This window comes from Micromonospora sp. NPDC050397 (assembly GCF_044901685.1).
Taxonomy (GTDB): Bacteria; Actinomycetota; Actinomycetes; order Mycobacteriales; family Micromonosporaceae; genus Micromonospora_G.
In genome coordinates, this window is the sequence record NZ_JBJDPS010000011.1 from 172,600 (window position 1) to 189,261 (window position 16,662).

The window sequence follows — 16,662 nt, forward strand, 5'->3', positions numbered from 1 at the left end:
TCCAGGGCAGCGTTCCGGCCTTCCGGGCCGGCGCCGAACAAAGCGAGGTAGCGGCATGAGCGGCCGTAAGGGTCTGGCCACCCGGCTCTACCAGGGCGAGGCCGGCCTCAACATCATCGGGCGCCGCCGGCTCTGGTTCGGCATCGCCGCCGGCCTGGTCCTGATCGCGATCCTGGGCATCTCGATCCCCGGCTTCAAGCTCGGCATCGAGTTCTCCGGTGGCAACTCCTTCCAGGTGCCGGCCAGCGTGGGCACGCTGACCGGGACCGAGGAGCAGGTCGACGCGGCGCTGGCCGAGGTCGAGGGCGGCACGTCGCACGTGGTGTCCAGCCAGTCGGTCAACGGCGTCGGTGGTTCGTTCTACGAGTTCCGCACCACCGAGCTGAACACCGCGCAGTCCAACGCGGTGCAGGCCGACCTGGCCGGCAAGTTCGGCATCGCCGAGGACCAGATCAGCATCAACCAGGTCAGCGCGGCCTGGGGCAGCCAGGTCACCGAGCGGGCCCTGCTCGGTCTGGTGGTCTTCGTCGTACTGGTGATGATCTACCTGATCCTGCGGTTCGAGTGGCGGATGGCGGTCTCCGCCGTCTCCTCGCTCTTCCTGAACCTGGTGCTGACCGCCGGCATCTACGCCCTGGTCGGCTTCGAGGTCACCCCGTCGACCATCGTCGGCTTCCTCACCATCCTCGGCTTCGCGCTCTACGACGTGGTGGTGGTCTTCGACAAGGTCCAGGAGAACACTCGGGGGATCACCGCGAGCAACACCCAGACCTACGGCGAGGCGGCCAACCTAGCCATCAACCAGACCCTGATGCGGTCGATCAACACCGGTCTGGTGGCGTTGCTGCCGGTCGGCGGTCTGCTCTTCATCGGTGCCGGCCTGCTCGGCGCGGGCACCCTGGAGGACCTGGGTCTGGTGCTGTTCGTCGGTATGGGGATCGCGGTCTACTCCTCGATCTTCTTCGCCACCCCGGTGCTCAGCCTGCTCAAGGACTACGAGCCGAGGATCCAGACGCACACCAAGCGGGTCCTGGCCCGGCGGTCGACCGTCGGTGCCCCCCGTCCGGCCGGCGGCAACCGTCGTCCGGCCGCCCAGGCCAGCGACGAGCCGGCCGGCGAGTCGGGTGACGAGGCGGCGGTGGACGAGGCGGCGGCGCTCTCCGGCGCGGCCCCGAAGGTCGGCGCGCGCCCGGCGGGCAAGCGCTCCTCGGGCGCCCGGGGCGGTCGACCGGGTGGTGGCGGCGGCAACCGGCCGAGTGGGGCCAAGCGCCGCTGACCCTGGCGGAAAAGGCGACAAGGGCGTCCGGCATGCTGAGTTCGACGGCATACCGGGCGCCCTTCGCGTGGGGCGCGACCGGTCGAGGACCGGTGGGAGGAGCAGCGTGACGGAGACCCAGATCGGGGTACGGGGCGACAGCGGCCCGGCCACGGCGGCCCTGGTGGCCAGCCGGGTGCTGGACGTACCGGACTTTCCGCAGCCCGGAGTGGTGTTCAAGGACCTGATGCCGCTCTTCGGCGACGGTGCGGTCTTCCGTGAGGTGATCGACGGGATCATCGAGCACCACGGGCGGGACTCGTTCGACGTGGTGGCCGGGATCGAGGCACGCGGCTTCGTGCTCGCCGCCGCGATCGCGTACGCCACGGGTGTGGGTGTGGTGCCGGTGCGCAAGGCCGGCAAGCTGCCCCGCGCGGCGTACGCCGCCTCCTATGCCCTGGAGTACGGCGAGGCCACCCTCGAGGTGCACCAGGACGCCTTCACCGCTGGTCACCGGGTGTTGGTGGTCGACGACGTGCTCGCCACCGGCGGGACCGCGGACGCGACGTTGGGGCTGGTCGAGCGGGCCGGTGGCACCGTGGCGGGCTTCACCGTACTGCTGGAGCTTTCCTTCCTCGGCGGGCGGGAACGGCTGGCGCCCCGTCCCGTTCATGCCCTTCTGACTGTTTGACGAGGCTTGTCCATCAGCGTCGATCCGGTGCGTGCGGGGGAGCGGCATCCGGCCGTCGGGACAGGTAGCATTGCCTTTCGCTGACCAGGTGGAGGCCGTTCTACCAGGCTGGCGTCGGACCTGGTCGACCGGTTACGGTCGGCTCGTCCCAAGCGAGGTGTGAGGAGGCCGGTGTCCCACGATGTCGCCCCTCCGGCGGAGGGCACGGTGCATTCGACCAGCGAGGCCGGCGCTGTCGCCACCCCGGCGACCGCGCCCGCAAGCGGGCCGGACCCGACGACCGCCGGTGCCAGCCCAGCCGCCGCCGACCAGCCGGACAAGGCTGAACCCGTAGCCGGATCGACCGCCGGCAACGGGGTATCCGCCGTCGGTGAGCCCGTATCCCACCCGAGCGCGGCCGTCGGTGAGCCCGTATCCCACCCGAGCGCGGCCCGAACGTCCGGCACCGGCGGCACCGCCCGCCAGGCCAGGGCCGGCGCCCCGGGCGGCACCGCCAGGACGACCGCCCCGGCCGGCGCCAGGACGACCGCCTCGGCCAAGCCGTCGGGCGCAGCCGCCACCAAGTCGACCAGTTCCACCTCGGGCAAGCCCGGCGCGAGCAATTCCGCCGCGAGCAAGCCCGGCACGGGCCGTTCCGGCGGTTCGGCCACGCCCGGCGCCGCGCGCCAGAGCAGGGCGGCCAACGGCTCCAACGGCGCGACGTCGGCCAGGGGCGGAACGGCGCACGGTCCGACCTCGGTGGGCGCGAACGCCACGGCGGCGGGCGCCCCGGCCCCGCCGCCGGTGGTGGCCGCCGGTGACGCTCCCGCCTCGGCCGTACCGATCGCGGTCGCCCCGGCCGGCGGACCGGCCGGCAACGTGGCCCTGCCCGGCCCGGCCGGCGGTGTCGTGGTCCCGGTCGGCGCGGCCGGGCGACTCGTCACCGCGGACGAACCCGGCTCGCCCACCTCGACCTTCGGCCTGGCCAGCGCGCCGACCGGGCGGCGGGTCCGGGCCCGGCTGGCCCGGTTCAACGCTCCCTGGCAGACACCGCAGGTGAGCGAGGTGCTCGAACCCCTGATCGCCACCCATCGGGCCGCGCACCCCAAGATGGACCCCCGGATGCTCCAGCGCGCCTTCGACATGGCCGCCCGCTGGCACTCCGGTCAGTACCGCAAGTCCGGGGACCCGTACATCACCCACCCGCTCGCGGTGGCCACGATCCTGGCGAATCTCGGCATGGACACCACGACCCTGGTGGCCGCGCTGCTGCACGACACGATCGAGGACACCAACTACGGCCTCGACCAGATGCGGATCGACTTCGGCGCCGAGGTCGCCCTGCTGGTCGACGGGGTCACCAAGCTCGACAAGGTCAAGCTGGGTGACGCGGCGAAGGCCGAGACGATCCGCAAGATGGTCGTCGCCATGGCCAAGGACCCCCGGGTCCTGGTGATCAAGCTCGCGGACCGGCTGCACAACATGCGTACGCTGACCTTCCTGCCCCGCGCGAAGCAGGAGCAGAAGGCGAAGGAGACGCTGGAGATCCTGGCGCCGCTGGCGCACCGCCTGGGTATGAACACGATCAAGTGGGAGCTGGAGGATCTCGCCTTCGGCACCCTGTTCCCCAAGCGCTTCGAGGAGATCAACCGGCTGATCGGCGAGCACCAGCCGCAGCGGGAGGCGCTGCTGCGCCAGGTGACGCAGAAGGTCCAGGTCGACCTCAAGGCCGCCAAGATCAAGGCGGAGACGACCGGGCGACCCAAGCACCTCTACTCGATCTACCAGAAGATGATCGTCCGGGGCCGGGACTTCAACGACATCTACGACCTGGTCGGGGTCCGCATCCTGGTCGAGACGGTGCGCGACTGCTACGCGGCACTCGGTGTGATCCACGCGAACTGGCAGCCCGTACCGGGCCGGTTCAAGGACTACATCGCGATGCCGAAGTTCAACATGTACCAGTCGCTGCACACCACCGTGATCGGCCCGAGCGGCAAGCCGGTGGAGATGCAGATCCGGACGTACGCGATGCACCGCACCGCGGAGTTCGGCATCGCCGCGCACTGGAAGTACAAGGAGCAGAAGGGCGCGACCGTGGTCGGCCCGCCGGCCAACATCGACGAGATGACCTGGCTGCGGCAGCTCCTGGACTGGCAGCGGGAGGCGAGCGACCCGAGCGAGTTCCTGGACGCGCTCCGCTTCGACCTCTCCAGCCAGGAGGTGTACGTCTTCACGCCGAAGGGCGACGTGATCCCGCTGCCGACCGGGTCGACCCCGGTCGACTTCGCCTACGCGGTGCACACCGAGGTCGGGCACAAGTGCATCGGCGCCCGGGTCAACGGCAAGCTGGTGCCGCTGGAGTCGACGCTCTCCAACGGCGACGTGATCGAGATCTTCACCTCGAAGTCCGACACCGCCGGCCCGACCCAGGACTGGCTCGGCTTCGTCAAGAGCCCCCGGGCCCGGACGAAGATCCGCCAGTACTTCAACAAGGAGCGGCGCGAGGAGGCGATCGAGGCCGGCAAGGACGCGATCGTCAAGCAGATGCGCAAGCAGGGCATGCCGTTGCAGCGGATGCTCAGCTCGGACAACCTGATGGCGATCGCCCGGGACCTGCACCTCGCCGACGTGGCCTCGCTCTACGCGGCGGTCGGCGACAGCCAGGTCTCCGCCCAGTCCGTCGTGCAGCGGCTGATGGCCGGTTACGGCGGCGAGGAGGGCGCGGCCGAGGACATCGCCGAGACGGCGGTCGCCACCCGACCCCCGCGCAGCCGTACCTCCAGCCACGACCCGGGCGTGGTGGTCCGTGGCGTCAGCGACGTCTGGATCAAACTCGCCCGGTGCTGCACCCCGGTCCCACCGGACTCGGTCTTCGGCTTCGTCACCCGCTCCGGCGGGGTCAGCGTGCACCGGGACGACTGCGCCAACGCCGAGGACCTGCGGGTCCAGGGCGAGCGGATCGTCGAGGTGAGCTGGAAGCTGACCAGTGCCTCGACCTTCCTGGTGGCGATCCAGGTCGAGGCGCTGGACCGGCACAAACTGCTAGCCGACGTGACCCGGGTGCTCTCCGAGGAGCGGGTCAACATCCTCTCCGCCACGGTGACCACCACCCGGGACCGGGTGGCGGTCAGCCGGTTCAGCTTCGAGATGGCCGACCCGAAGCACCTGGGCCACCTGCTGGCCGCGGTCCGCAAGGTCGACGGCGTCTTCGACGCGTACCGGGTCACCTCCGGCGCCTGACCGGGCGCCGGAGCGCCGGGAGACGATCGGCGTCAGACGGAAACGAGGAAGGGGCGGCCCGCCGTAGCGGGCCGCCCCTTCCGTCGGTGTGTCGAGCGCTCAGCTCGCCACGGCGCTCATCGTCAGGGACTTGATCAGAACTTCCTTCTTCGGGTGACCGCCGCCCGCCTGCTGGGCGAAGGCGCCGTCGTCACCGGCCGCCCCGACCTCCTTGACCAGGTCCATGCCGCTGGTCACGGTGCCGACGACGGTGTACGTCGCGTCGAGCTGGGAGTCGCCGTAGACGATGAAGAACTGGCTGCCGCTGGTGCCGGGCTGGCCGGAGTTGGCCATCGCGATGACCCCGGCCGGGTACGGCGGGCGCTGCTCGGTCGGCAGGTTCTCCTCGGCCATCCGATAGCTCGGGCCGCCGGTGCCGTCGGTCTCGCGCCAGCCCGCCCCGGTCGCGCTCGGGTCGCCGCACTGGAGCACCTGGAGGCCCTGGGTCACCAGCCGGTGGCACTTGGTGTTGTCGAAGAACTTCTTCTCCGCCAGGTGGGTGAAGCTCGCCGCGGTGCAGGGGACCTTGCTCAGGTCCAGCCGGGCGGTGATCGGCCCGAGCCCGGTGTCGATCGTCATCGTCTGCGAGCCGACGTTCGGTGCCGAGGCCGCCGGCAGCCCGACGTCCTTGGTCGTGGGCGAGCGCTGGTCGGCGGGGAGTTCGGTCCAGACGCACTGGGCGGTCCCGGGACCACCCGCCGTGGCCGTGTCGGTCGGCTGGTCGTCGTCGCCGAGGCTGACGACCAGCCAAACGGTGCCGGCGACGACGAGCAGCAGAGCCAGCCCGGCGCCGACGGTCGTCTGCAGCTGGCGGCGCTTGCGGGCGGAGGCGGCCCGCTGGGCCATCTCCCGTTCGAGCCGGGCCCGCGCCGCGGCCCGCTGCCGCTCTCTCGTGGACGTCACGGTGACTCCTCCTGGACTATCTTCGCTGCGGTGCTGCGTCCGCGGCTGGTCTCTGGGGCTCTGCTCAGGACTGCCCGGCCGCCGAGGGGCTGGCGGTCGGAGTCGCCGCCGTCGGTGCGGCGGCCGGCGCGTCAGGGGCGACCTCGCCGACGGTCAGGCTCTGGATCACCACGTCGGTCTTCGGCTTGACCTTCTGACCACTGCCATTGTCCACCAGCTCCATGCCACCGATCTTCTGCACCACGTCCAGACCGGTGCTGACCTTGCCGACGATCGGGTAGGTCGGCTCGGCCGGGCTGAAGTCCTTGAAGAAGATCAGGAACTGGCTGCCGTTGGCGCCGGGCGCGCTTCCCACCAGGGCGACCGTGCCGGCCGGGTAGAGCGCCGGGGTACCGGCCGCCGGAGTGGCCGCCGGGCTCGGTGCGGTCGGCTCGTTCTCGCTGGTGAAGGTGTACGTCGGGCCACCCGTCCCGGTCCCACTCGGGTCGCCACAGCGCAGCGCACCCTCGGCGGTGACCTCGTGGCAGTTGGTGTTGTCGTAGAACGACTTGCTGGCGAGGTGGGCGAAGCTGGCCCCGGAGCACGGCGCGTTGGTCAGGTCGAGATCGACCGTCACCGGGCTGCCCTGGTTGGTGGTGATCGTCATCGGGCGGGTGCCGGCCGTGGGCAGGCCGGTGGTGGCGGGCACGCCCACGTCCTTGAGGTTGGCGTTGCCGCTCGCCTCCTGCGGCGTCCAGGCGCAGATCTCCGGCGCGGCGGCCGGGCTCGGCTCGCGGTCGAACCCGCCGAGCGCCCATACCGAGCCGACCACGATCAGCGCCAACGCGAGCGCCGCGCCCACCCCGGCCTGGATCTGGCGACGGCGTCGGGCGGAGGCGGCCCGCCGAGCCATCTGCCGGTCGAGCTTGGCACGCGCCAACTTGCGCTGCCGGTCCCTGCTGGAAGCCACCCGCGCTCCTTTTCCCTCTACCCTGGTCGTGGCGGACGGCAAGATACCCGCCGCCGGGCGTCAAGTGCGCCACGCCACACGCCCGCCAGAGTGTACGGCTATCTGCTGAGAATGTGGTGTACGAGGTGGCCGCCGGGTGGATCCATGCCCCTGGACGGCGGCACGGCGACCATCCAGACCGGCTTGTCGGACATTTCCCTCACGCCGTTCACGCCGCCCAGAGCCGGCTGCCGGTTACGTCGTACGGTGTCCGAATCGCTGGTGCCGACCCTCGGCCGGATGGGACGGTACGTCTGGCGTACCCCTCGCCGAAGTGGGCGGATAGGCTGCGTGGGACGCCAACTGTCGACGGGAGGGGAGCGTACGTGTTCGTCGCCGGGTTTCCTGCGGTCTTCGGCACCAACTGCTACGTGGTCGCGCCCGCGCCCGGGGAGCAGTGTGTCGTGGTCGACCCGGGCATCGGGGCCGTCGACCAACTCGACGAGCTCCTCGCCGAGCACCGGTTGCACCCCGCCGCCGTCCTGCTGACCCACGGCCACCTGGACCACACCTTCTCGGTCGCGCCGGTCTGCGGCGCCCGGGGGATCACCGCGTACGTGCACCCGGGGGACCGGGAGCTGCTGGCCGATCCGTCCAAGGGGTTCACGAGCGACATCAACCAGTTCTTCAAGGGTCAGCTCTCCTACACCGAACCGGACGACGTGGCCGAGCTGACCGACGGCGCGACCATCTCCCTGGCCGGACTGGAGATCACCATCGACCACGCGCCGGGCCATACCGGCGGGTCGGTGCTCTTCCGCCTGCCGGCGGCCGGCTCCGTCTGGGACGCGGACCAGATCTGCCTCTCCGGAGACGTCCTCTTCGCCGGCTCGATCGGTCGCATCGACCTGCCGGGCGGCAGCATGCCAACCATGCTGACCAGCCTGCGGGAGAAGATCCTCCCGCTCGCCGACGACACCGTCGTCCTGCCCGGCCACGGCCCGCAGACCACCGTCGGCCGGGAGCGGACGAGCAACCCGTACCTGCGCCAGGCGGCCGAGCCCGACGAGGTCGGCCCCGCCGCCCCGCGTCGCGGCTGGTAACTCGCCCCGTTCGCGTCGCCCCGCGTCACCGAATCGTTTCCGCGCGCCGCGCGGATGTGCAAGGAGCATGATGAGCAAGCCGTCCCCGATCTCCGGCTTCCCCGAGTGGGCCCCGCCCCAGCGGATGATCGAGCAGTACGTGATCGGCCGGATCCAACAGACCTTCGAGCTCTACGGCTTCGCGCCCCTGGAGACCCGTTCGGTCGAGCCGCTGGACCAGTTGCTGCGCAAGGGGGAGACCTCCAAGGAGGTCTACCTGCTGCGCCGGTTGCAGGAGGACCCGGGCGGGTCCGGCGGCGACGACGCGCTGGGCCTGCACTTCGACCTGACCGTGCCGTTCGCCCGCTACGTGCTCGAGAACGCCGGCAAGTTGCAGTTCCCGTTCCGCCGCTACCAGATCCAGAAGGTGTGGCGTGGGGAGCGCCCGCAGGAGGGGCGCTACCGCGAGTTCGTCCAGGCCGACATCGACATCGTCGACCGGGACACCCTGCCGGCGCACTACGAGGCCGAGTTGCCGCTGGTCATCGGCGACGCCCTCGGCGGCCTGCCGATCCCGCCGATCGTGATCCAGGTCAACAACCGCAAGGTCAGCGAGGGCTTCTACCGGGGCATCGGGCTGACCGATCCGGACGCCGCGCTGCGCGCGGTGGACAAGCTCGACAAGATCGGTCCGGAGAAGGTCGCCACGCTGCTGGTGGAGACCGCCGGGGCCAACGAGTCGCAGGCCAAGGCGTGTCTGGCGCTGGCCGAGATCAGTGCGCCGGACGCCTCGTTCGCCGACGCGGTCCGGGCCCTCGGGGTGGAACACCCGTTGCTCGACGAGGGGCTAACCGAGTTGGTCACGGTGGTCGAGACGGCCGCCGCGCACTCGCCCGGCCTCTGCGTGGCCGACCTGCGCATCGCGCGCGGCCTGGACTACTACACCGGGACGGTCTACGAGACCCAGATGCGCGGCTACGAGCGGTTCGGCTCGATCTGCTCCGGCGGCCGGTACGACAACCTCGCCACCGCCGGCTCGACCACGTACCCCGGGGTCGGCATCTCGATCGGGGTGACCCGGCTGCTCGGCCTGCTCTTCGGCGCGGGCGAGCTCACCGTCTCCCGGTCGGTGCCGACCTGCGTACTGGTGGCGTTGGCCGACGAGGAGCACCGACCGGCCAGCGACCGGATCGCCTCGGCGCTGCGTCGGCGCGGCATCCCCACCGAGGTCTCCCCGTCGGCGGCCAAGTACGGCCGGCAGATCCGCTTCGCCGAGCGGCGCGGGATCCCGTACGTCTGGTTCCCCGGCGCCGAGGGGGCGGCGGACGAGGTGAAGGACATCCGCTCCGGCGAGCAGGTCCCGGCCACCGCCGACGACTGGGCGCCGCCCTCGGAGGACCTTCGTCCGCTGGTCAGCTAGGCCAGGGGCACCGCTCGGGCGGTGCCGGACTGGCGTTTGGCCCCGGCTTGACCTACGGTGGCGTAACTTACGCTACCGTAGGGAGAGCCTGTGACTTCCGCCATCGCCCGTCCGCTCAGCCAGACCGCGTTGCTGACCGAGTTGGACTCCGTCGTCGCCCAGAACCTCGACCGGCACCTCGCGGTCGCGAAGGAGTGGTTCCCGCACGAGTACGTGCCGTGGAGCGACGGGCGGACGTTCGACGGTTTGCTCGGCGGTGAGGCGTGGTCCCCCGAGGACAGCAACATCCCGGAGGTGGCCCGGACCGCGCTGGTGGTCAACCTGCTCACCGAGGACAACCTGCCCTCGTACCACCACGAGATCGCCAAGCTGTTCGGCCGCGACGGCGCCTGGGGGACCTGGGTGCACCGGTGGACCGCCGAGGAGGGGAGGCACGGGGTGGCGATCCGCGACTACCTGACCGTCACCCGGGCGGTCGACCCGGTGGCGTTGGAGCGGGCCCGGATGACGCACATGTCCACCGGGTACGAGAACGCCCACCCGGACGGGGTGCTGCACTCGCTGGCGTACGTCTCGTTCCAGGAACTCGCCACCCGGATCTCGCACCGCAACACCGGCAAGGCGACCGGCGACCCGCTCTGCGACCAGTTGCTGGCCCGGATCGCCGCCGACGAGAACCTGCACATGATCTTCTACCGCAACCTGCTCGCCGCCGCGTTCGAGCTGGCGCCGAGCCAGGCGATGCGGGCGGTGGCGGACGTCGCCGCCAACTTCCAGATGCCCGGCGCCGGGATCGACGGCTTCGCCCGCAAGTCCGTGGCGATCGCCCTGGCCGGCATCTACGACCTGCGCCAGCACCGGGACGAGGTGCTGGTCCCGGTGCTGCGCCAGTGGGACGTCTGGAACGTCACCGGCCTGGACGCCGACGGTGAGGCGGCCCGCGAGCAACTGGCCGCGCACCTGGACGAGGTGGACAAGGCGGCCACCCGGTTCGAGGAGAAGCGCGCCGCCCGCGCCGCCCGCCTCGCCCGCTGATTCAGTGAAAGGAAGGGCCCCTTGTTAACGCTATGCGTTAACAAGGGGCCCTTCCTTTCACTTCAGGGGCTATTCGGTACGCAGGCCGTCGGGTCGCATCAGGCGCCAGAGCGCCGGCAGGCTCAGTACGGTCACCAGCAGCACCACCCCGGCCGCGACCCCGGAGAGCTGGGCCAGGCTGTCCCAGTACAGCCGCACCGGCTGGCGTACCACCCGCTGCAACACGGCGCCCAGCGTCGTGCCGAGCACGGTGGCCAGGGCCAGCCCCAGCAGCACCGGCACCGCCGTCTGGAACAGCACCGACCAGGTCATGGTGCTGCGCCGGGTGCCGAACGCGACCAGCACGGCGAGCAGCCGGCGCCGTTCCCGTAGCTGTTCCACCGTGGTGACCAGCAGGCTCGCACCGAGCAGCAGCAGCACCGCCACCACCCCGATGAACAGGCCCCGGCGGATGTCGCGGAAGGTGTCGTCCTCGAACGACGCCCGCATCCGGTAGATCTGGATCTGCGGGCTGATCACCGCGAGGGTGTTGCGGGCGTGCTCCTCCGCCTCCGGCACGGCCGGGTCGAGTCCCAGGTAGAGGGTCATGGTCCAGTCCCGGGCGTCGGTCAGCTCGACCGCGCCGGGAGTGGCCAGCAGGCCGGGGAACTCGCTGCCGTCCGGCGCGGTACGCGCCGCCGCCGGGCGCAGCCCCGAGGGGACCGTCCACGACCGGTCGGGCCGGTCGTCGTACGGTGAACCGAGTTCCACCCGCTGCCCGGCCGAGGGGAGCGGGGCCGCGAGCTGTTCGGCGTGCTCGACCGCGAAGATGTCGCCGTCGGCGCAGTCGTCGAGGGTGGCCAACTCGGCCAGGGCGGCGCAGTCGCCGACCAGCAGCGGCCAGACCTGGGGGTAGCCGTCCGGTCCGATCGGCCCGTCGGTCCGCACCATGCTGGTCCGGACGTGCTGGGAAACCGAGGTGACGCCGGTGGTGGCGCGGAGCCGGTCGGTGATGGTCGTCGCCCCGGCGCCGCCGGTGCTCGCCAACGGGACGGCGCCGTACATGCTGGCGCGGGAGGGGTCCTGGCCGGTGCTGACCTGGTAGTCGGCGGCGACGCCGGAGAAGAGCATCTGGAGCGCGATCCCACCGGCGACCGCGACCGCCACGCCGTTGACCATGCGCGCCGAGGCGGTGCTGTCGAGCTGCAACCGTCGGGTGGCCAACTGCCAGGAGACGCCACCGCCGCGCAGCCGGCGTACGGCCGTCTCGACCAGCCAGGGCAGCACCGTGGTCACCCCGCCGAGCAGCAGTACCACCCCGATCGTGACCTGTGCCTGGTTGGCCGGTTGCCCGGTCTGGTCGACCCGCCCGAACAGCGGCAGCAGCAGCGCCGCCCCGACGACCGGCAGGATCAGCCGCCACCAGAGCCGTCGCCGGCTGCCCGAGGCGCTGCGGACCACCCCGAGCGGCTCGATGACGACCCGGCGCAGGGCGAGCAGCGCCACCCCCACGGCGGAGGCCGGGACACCGAGCAGGATCAGCACGGCCAGCGCCGGGTCCGGCCGTACGTCGGACGGGAAAACGCTGATCTCCCGTACCGAGAACTGGCCGACGAACTGGCGCCCGACCAGGAAGAAGATCGCCCCGGCGGCCAGCCCGAGCACGGCGCTGACCAGCGCCTCCCCGGCCGCGATCCGGGTGGCCATCCGTCGGTCCGCGCCGACCAGCCGCAACGCCGCCAGCCGGCGGTCGCGGTGTTCGCCGCCGAACCGTACGGCGGTGCCGATGAAGACGGCGATGGGCAGCAGCAGGACCACCAGGATGATCGCGATCAGCAGCAGCAGGACCGGGTCCAGCTCCGGGCTGTCGCCGGGGGCGCCGAACCGGTCGACCCGGGTGACCCGGGACTGGTCCCCGGTGAGCTGGTCGCTGCCGAGGTAGAAGGCGTACTCGCCGGGGCCGGTCAGTCCCCGGTCGCCGATCAGGCCGACGACCGGGTAGGCGAACCTGGGCCGGAGCAGGGCGCCCTCCGGGGCGGCGAGCAGTTCGGTCAGGGCCGGCGAGACGACGATCTCGCCCGGCGCGGGCAGTCGCCCCAGTCCGGGTGGCAGCGGCGCGTCCGGTCCCTCCGGTCGCAGTATCCGTCCCCAGATCGAATGCTTCCCGAAGCTGGTGTCGGCCGGGGCGACCAGCAGGGTGCCGCGCCCGGCCGCCAGCTCCACCCCGTACGACTGCTCCTCCCGGGCGTCGCCACGGCCGGACGTGGCGCCGAGCATGGTCGGGATCGAGACGGCGACCAGCAGCAGGGCCACCCCCAGGCCGACGCCGACGGCGGCGAGCGTGGTCCGCAGCAGCCCCTCCCGGCCGCCCGCGAAGACCAGCCGGGCGCCGAGGAACAGGTCGTCGCGCCAGCGCGCGAGCCCGGGGCGTCGGTCGGCGCGGTCGCGGCTCACCCCGCCACCAGCTCGAGATCCCGGGTACGTCCGTCGCGCACCACAACCTCACGATCGGAGTACGCGGCCACCCGTGGCTCGTGCGTGACCAGCAGTACGGCGGCCCCGGTCTCCTTGGCGGCCTGGGTGAGCAACCGCATCACCCGCTCCCCGTTGAGCGAGTCCAGGGCGCCGGTCGGCTCGTCGGCGAAGATCACCCGAGGGCTGGTGACCAGCGCCCGGCCGACCGCGACCCGCTGCCCCTGGCCGCCGGAGACCTCGCCCGGCCGCTTCCGCGCGACGTCGGTCACCTCCAGCCGTTCCAGCCACTCGCCGGCCCGCCGCTCGGCCTCCCGACGCCGGATCCCGTGCAGGCGCAGCGGCAGCGCCACGTTCTCCAGGCAGGTCAGCTCGGGCACCAGTTGGCCGAACTGGAAGACAAAGCCGAAGTCGGCGCGACGCAGCGCGCTGCGTTCGCCGTCGGACATCGCGGAAAGCTCCCGGTCCCGGTAGCGGATCTGGCCGGAGTCGGGCGTGACGATGCCGGCGAGGCAGTGCAGCAGGGTCGACTTGCCGGATCCGGAGGCGCCCATCACGGCCACCACCTCGCCGGACCGGATCGCGATCGACGCCCCGTCCAGGGCCGCCGTCGCCCCGTACGCCTTGCGCAGGTCGAGTCCGACGAGCAGCGCGTCGGCGGGCGGGCCGGTGGTCGCCCCGGCCGCCCTGCTCGTACGCGCGTCGTCGGCGCCCGCCGTCAGCGCCCCGTCCAGCGCAACGCGCTGCCCGGCCGGCTCGGCGTTCATCAGCGCGCCGTCGTCGGCGTTCATCAGCGCGCGGTCGTCGGCGTTCATCCGCGAACCGTCATGGCAAGCTGGTCGAGGCGGGCCGTGGTCAGCTCCAGCCAGCGCAGGTCCGCCTCCAGGTGGAACAGGGCGTGGTCGCAGATGAGCTGGTCCGCGAGATCGCCGTTGATCTTGCGTTGGGTGAGTTCACGCATCAGGCGCAGGTGTTCGGCCCGCTGGACGTCCAGGATCTCGGCCGCGTTCCGCTCGGTCATCAACGCGAGCAGGACCTTGGTGTAGAGGGTGTTCTGCAGGTAGAGGTCGGGTTTCTCCGGGTTGGCCAGCCAGCGCTGAACATCGGTCACCCCGGACGCGGTGACCGCGTAGCGCTTGCGCTCCGGACCCTCGCCGGGCTCGACGCTGTCGACCTCGACCAGCCCGCTCTTCAACAGCCGGGCGAGGGTCGAGTAGACCTGGCCGTAGTGCAGCGGACGACCGCGCCCGAACCGTTCGTCGTACGCCCGCTTGAGGTCGTAACCGTGGCGGGGGCGGGACTCGAGGAGCCCCAGGAAAGTCTGCCCGATTGACATGAGCGCTGACTCTACACGAGGTGTATACGCACGATGTATAGCACCTGAGCAGCAACTTTCCCCGCCACAAAGCGAAGGAAGGGCCCCTTGTTAACGCTATGCGTTAACAAGGGGCCCTTCCTTGCTCACCAGCCGAAGCCGGCGGCGTAGCTGACGTTGGCCAGGACCTGCTGGCCGGTGGCGTTCGGGTGGAAGTAGTCCCAGGTGGAGAGCTGGTTCAGGGCGAACGGGTAGTTGAAGACCGCGTTGTTGTCGAACCGGCAGTTCGGGCCGTACGCGACACACGCCTGGGCGAGCTGGCTGTTGTAGTCGACCACCCGCTGACGTACCCGGTTGCGCCGGTCGACGTCGGCCTGGGCGGTGGAGGTGGGGTTGGCCAGCATCGACTGGCAGATGCCAAAGAGCGACCAGGCCGTACGCGCGCTGCCGCTGCCCCGGCCGACCGACCAGAGCCGCTGGATGTCCGGCACGCTGATCACGAACACCTGGGCGTTCGGCAGGCCGGTCCGGAGCCGGTTCAGCCCGGCGTCGATGTTCGAGCGGAAGGTGCCGACCGCCGTCATGCTCGACTCGGAGCCGGTGCAGGCGTCGTTGGCGCCGATCAGCACGGTCACGTACTGCACGCCACGGGAGACCGCGGCGTTTGCCTGCCCGGTCAGGTCGAAGGAGTCGGCGCCGGTCTGCGAGTCGTTGTAGTTGCGCCCGTTGATCGCCGGGTTGGCGGCCCGGATGCGCAGGTAGTGGGCGTTGACCGAGGCGTTGTCGCCGGTGCTGAACGAGCGGGAGGTGCAGTCGACGTACCAGCCGCAGGCGTTGAAGCCGCGGGTGATCGAGTCGCCGAGGCTGGACATCGAGTTCGGCGGGGCCGGTGCGGCGGCAGCGGGGACGGCGCCGACGACGACCGAACCGACGGCGACGGTGAGGGTGGTGAGCAGGGGCAGGATGCGCCGGGTGACGGACATGGGGGCCTCCGGATCACGGGTGCCTGGTGGTGGAGGTTACGGTGCCGGGAATCATATAGACGTGCGTCGCTGCAAACAATGTGCCGGTGACACACCCGTACGCTCAGTCGAGCGGGCTCGCGGCGGCCGATCCGGGCGGCTCGGCAACGGCCTCGGCCCGGCCCGCGAGTGCGTACGGGGTGAGCCGGGCGCTGATCGCCACCACCAGTGGCCAGATCGACTCGGCCCCGGCGGCGAACCGCTCGGTCAGGCCGATCCACGGGCCCCGGCTGAACATCTCCACCCCGAACCAGGCGCAGAGCCCGATCGGGATCAGGCTGGCGAGGATCGCCGCCGGTCGGCGTACCGCCCAGGGGCGGGGCGCCCCCGGCGAGAGGGTGTCGGCCCAGGTGGGCCAGAACCGCTCGCGCAGCGTCAACGTGGAGGCGACCGGCCAGAGCGCGAGCGCGACAAACGCGGTCCCGGCGACAAACGCGTGCTCGTCCGAGCCGCCGTTCTCCGGCTGCGGGAAGAGGGCCACCAGGCCGGTGGCGATCCCGCCGAGCGCCAGCAGGACCCGGCCGAGCAGCCCGGCGACGGCCAGCCCGAACGCGGTGACCAGGTAGCAGGCGCCGGCGGCGGCCAGACCGAGTTGCATGATCCAGGCGTCGGTGGCGCCGGGTCCGGCCAACACGCTGATGGTGTCGAAGACCGGGTCGTAGTGGTCAGGCTGACGGGCCGCGCCGGCGGTCCAGCCACCGATCAGGAAGAACGGGGCACCGGTCGCGGAGAGGAGAGCCCACCACGGCACGGGTCGCATTCGGTCACCGTACTGCGGGGCATTGGTGCAGGTCCGGCGATTGCGACCGGCGGGTTCGCCACTGTCAGTGACGTGCTCCCAGCTCCAGCGCGGCCACGCCGGCAATCACCAGGACCAGCCCGCCGACCTGGATCCAGGTCAAACTGTCACCGAGGAACGCCGCGCCGATCACCGCCACCAGGGCCACCCCGATCGCCGACCAGACCCCGTACGCCACACCCACCGGCATGCCGCGCTTGAGCACCTCGGCCAGGAGTCCGAACGCGATCAGGTAACCGATCACGACGATCACCGACGGGACCAGCTTCGAGAACCCGTTGGAGATCCGCAGGGCGATCGTCGCGGTCACCTCGCTGAGGATCGCGCCGCCCAACAGAATCCAGACCATCCGTGTCCTCCTCGGTTCCCGCCCCGGCCCCCGCTCCCGAACGCGAACCTTATTGTGTCCCCGCCCCACCCGACCAACACCCCCAACCGCCCCCTCCTCACCCCGCCCCACCCGTTCGCCCCGTTGGACCGGCGGTCCGACGGGGCAGGGC

14 protein-coding genes are annotated in these 16,662 nt (G+C 71.4%); 6 read left to right on the plus strand and 8 right to left on the minus strand.

What is annotated here, in order from left to right:
* Positions 1–55 precede the first annotated feature (55 nt).
* From secF to ACI2K4_RS28070, 3 genes are all read left to right on the plus strand, one after another.
* Positions 56–1,276 carry a protein translocase subunit SecF gene (secF, locus tag ACI2K4_RS28060; protein ID WP_404515616.1) on the plus strand — a complete coding sequence of 407 codons (1,221 nt, stop codon included), beginning with the start codon at positions 56–58 and terminating at the stop codon, positions 1,274–1,276.
* 106 nt (positions 1,277–1,382) lie between these two features.
* Positions 1,383–1,946 carry an adenine phosphoribosyltransferase gene (locus tag ACI2K4_RS28065; RefSeq protein ID WP_404515618.1) on the plus strand — a complete coding sequence of 188 codons (564 nt, stop codon included), beginning with the start codon at positions 1,383–1,385 and terminating at the stop codon, positions 1,944–1,946.
* 822 nt (positions 1,947–2,768) lie between these two features.
* Complete coding sequence (locus tag ACI2K4_RS28070) at positions 2,769–5,168, plus strand: RelA/SpoT family protein (protein WP_404515691.1); 2,400 nt, start codon at positions 2,769–2,771, stop codon at positions 5,166–5,168.
* Between the two features lie 99 nt (positions 5,169–5,267).
* On the opposite strand, the gene ACI2K4_RS28075 is transcribed toward ACI2K4_RS28070, so the two are convergent.
* Both ACI2K4_RS28075 and ACI2K4_RS28080 read right to left on the minus strand, forming a co-directional pair.
* On the minus strand, positions 5,268–6,110 hold the full coding sequence (locus tag ACI2K4_RS28075; RefSeq protein WP_404515620.1) for a peptidylprolyl isomerase: 843 nt from the start codon (positions 6,108–6,110) through the stop codon (positions 5,268–5,270).
* Positions 6,111–6,174: 64 nt separating this feature from the next.
* The gene (locus ACI2K4_RS28080) at positions 6,175–7,059 is read right to left on the minus strand and encodes a peptidylprolyl isomerase (RefSeq protein WP_404515622.1); all 885 of its coding nucleotides are present in this window, start codon (positions 7,057–7,059) and stop codon (positions 6,175–6,177) included.
* Positions 7,060–7,424: 365 nt separating this feature from the next.
* Here ACI2K4_RS28080 and ACI2K4_RS28085 point away from each other — a divergent pair, with 365 nt between their 5' ends.
* The 3 genes from ACI2K4_RS28085 to ACI2K4_RS28095 all read left to right on the plus strand — a co-directional run bounded on the left by ACI2K4_RS28085 (position 7,425) and on the right by ACI2K4_RS28095 (position 10,575).
* Positions 7,425–8,141 (plus strand): MBL fold metallo-hydrolase, encoded by a 717-nt coding sequence (locus tag ACI2K4_RS28085; protein ID WP_404515623.1) that lies wholly within the window; start codon positions 7,425–7,427, stop codon positions 8,139–8,141.
* A gap of 70 nt (positions 8,142–8,211) precedes the next feature.
* On the plus strand, positions 8,212–9,540 hold the full coding sequence (gene hisS, locus ACI2K4_RS28090; protein WP_404515625.1) for a histidine--tRNA ligase: 1,329 nt from the start codon (positions 8,212–8,214) through the stop codon (positions 9,538–9,540).
* 90 nt (positions 9,541–9,630) lie between these two features.
* Positions 9,631–10,575, plus strand: coding sequence for an acyl-ACP desaturase (locus tag ACI2K4_RS28095; protein WP_404515627.1), 945 nt, complete (start codon positions 9,631–9,633; stop codon positions 10,573–10,575).
* Positions 10,576–10,644: 69 nt separating this feature from the next.
* Here the strand turns inward: ACI2K4_RS28095 and ACI2K4_RS28100 are convergent, their stop codons facing one another.
* The 6 genes from ACI2K4_RS28100 to ACI2K4_RS28125 all read right to left on the minus strand — a co-directional run bounded on the left by ACI2K4_RS28100 (position 10,645) and on the right by ACI2K4_RS28125 (position 16,511).
* Positions 10,645–13,008, minus strand: coding sequence for an FtsX-like permease family protein (locus ACI2K4_RS28100; protein WP_404515629.1), 2,364 nt, complete (start codon positions 13,006–13,008; stop codon positions 10,645–10,647).
* Positions 13,005–13,841, minus strand: a complete 837-nt coding sequence (locus tag ACI2K4_RS28105; RefSeq protein WP_404515631.1) for an ABC transporter ATP-binding protein — start codon at positions 13,839–13,841, stop codon at positions 13,005–13,007. The genes ACI2K4_RS28100 and ACI2K4_RS28105 overlap by 4 nt, the downstream gene beginning before the upstream one ends.
* Entirely contained in the window at positions 13,838–14,362 is a 525-nt protein-coding gene (locus ACI2K4_RS28110) for a PadR family transcriptional regulator (protein WP_404515633.1), read from the minus strand. Before ACI2K4_RS28110 ends, ACI2K4_RS28105 begins: the two co-directional genes overlap by 4 nt.
* Before the next feature lie 125 nt (positions 14,363–14,487).
* Positions 14,488–15,324 carry a GDSL-type esterase/lipase family protein gene (locus ACI2K4_RS28115; protein ID WP_404515635.1) on the minus strand — a complete coding sequence of 279 codons (837 nt, stop codon included), beginning with the start codon at positions 15,322–15,324 and terminating at the stop codon, positions 14,488–14,490.
* Positions 15,325–15,427: 103 nt separating this feature from the next.
* A complete protein-coding gene (locus ACI2K4_RS28120; RefSeq protein WP_404515637.1) occupies positions 15,428–16,123 on the minus strand; it encodes a DUF998 domain-containing protein in 696 nt (231 codons plus the stop codon).
* A gap of 64 nt (positions 16,124–16,187) precedes the next feature.
* On the minus strand, positions 16,188–16,511 hold the full coding sequence (locus ACI2K4_RS28125; protein WP_404515639.1) for a DMT family transporter: 324 nt from the start codon (positions 16,509–16,511) through the stop codon (positions 16,188–16,190).
* Between the last annotated feature and the right edge of the window lie 151 nt (positions 16,512–16,662).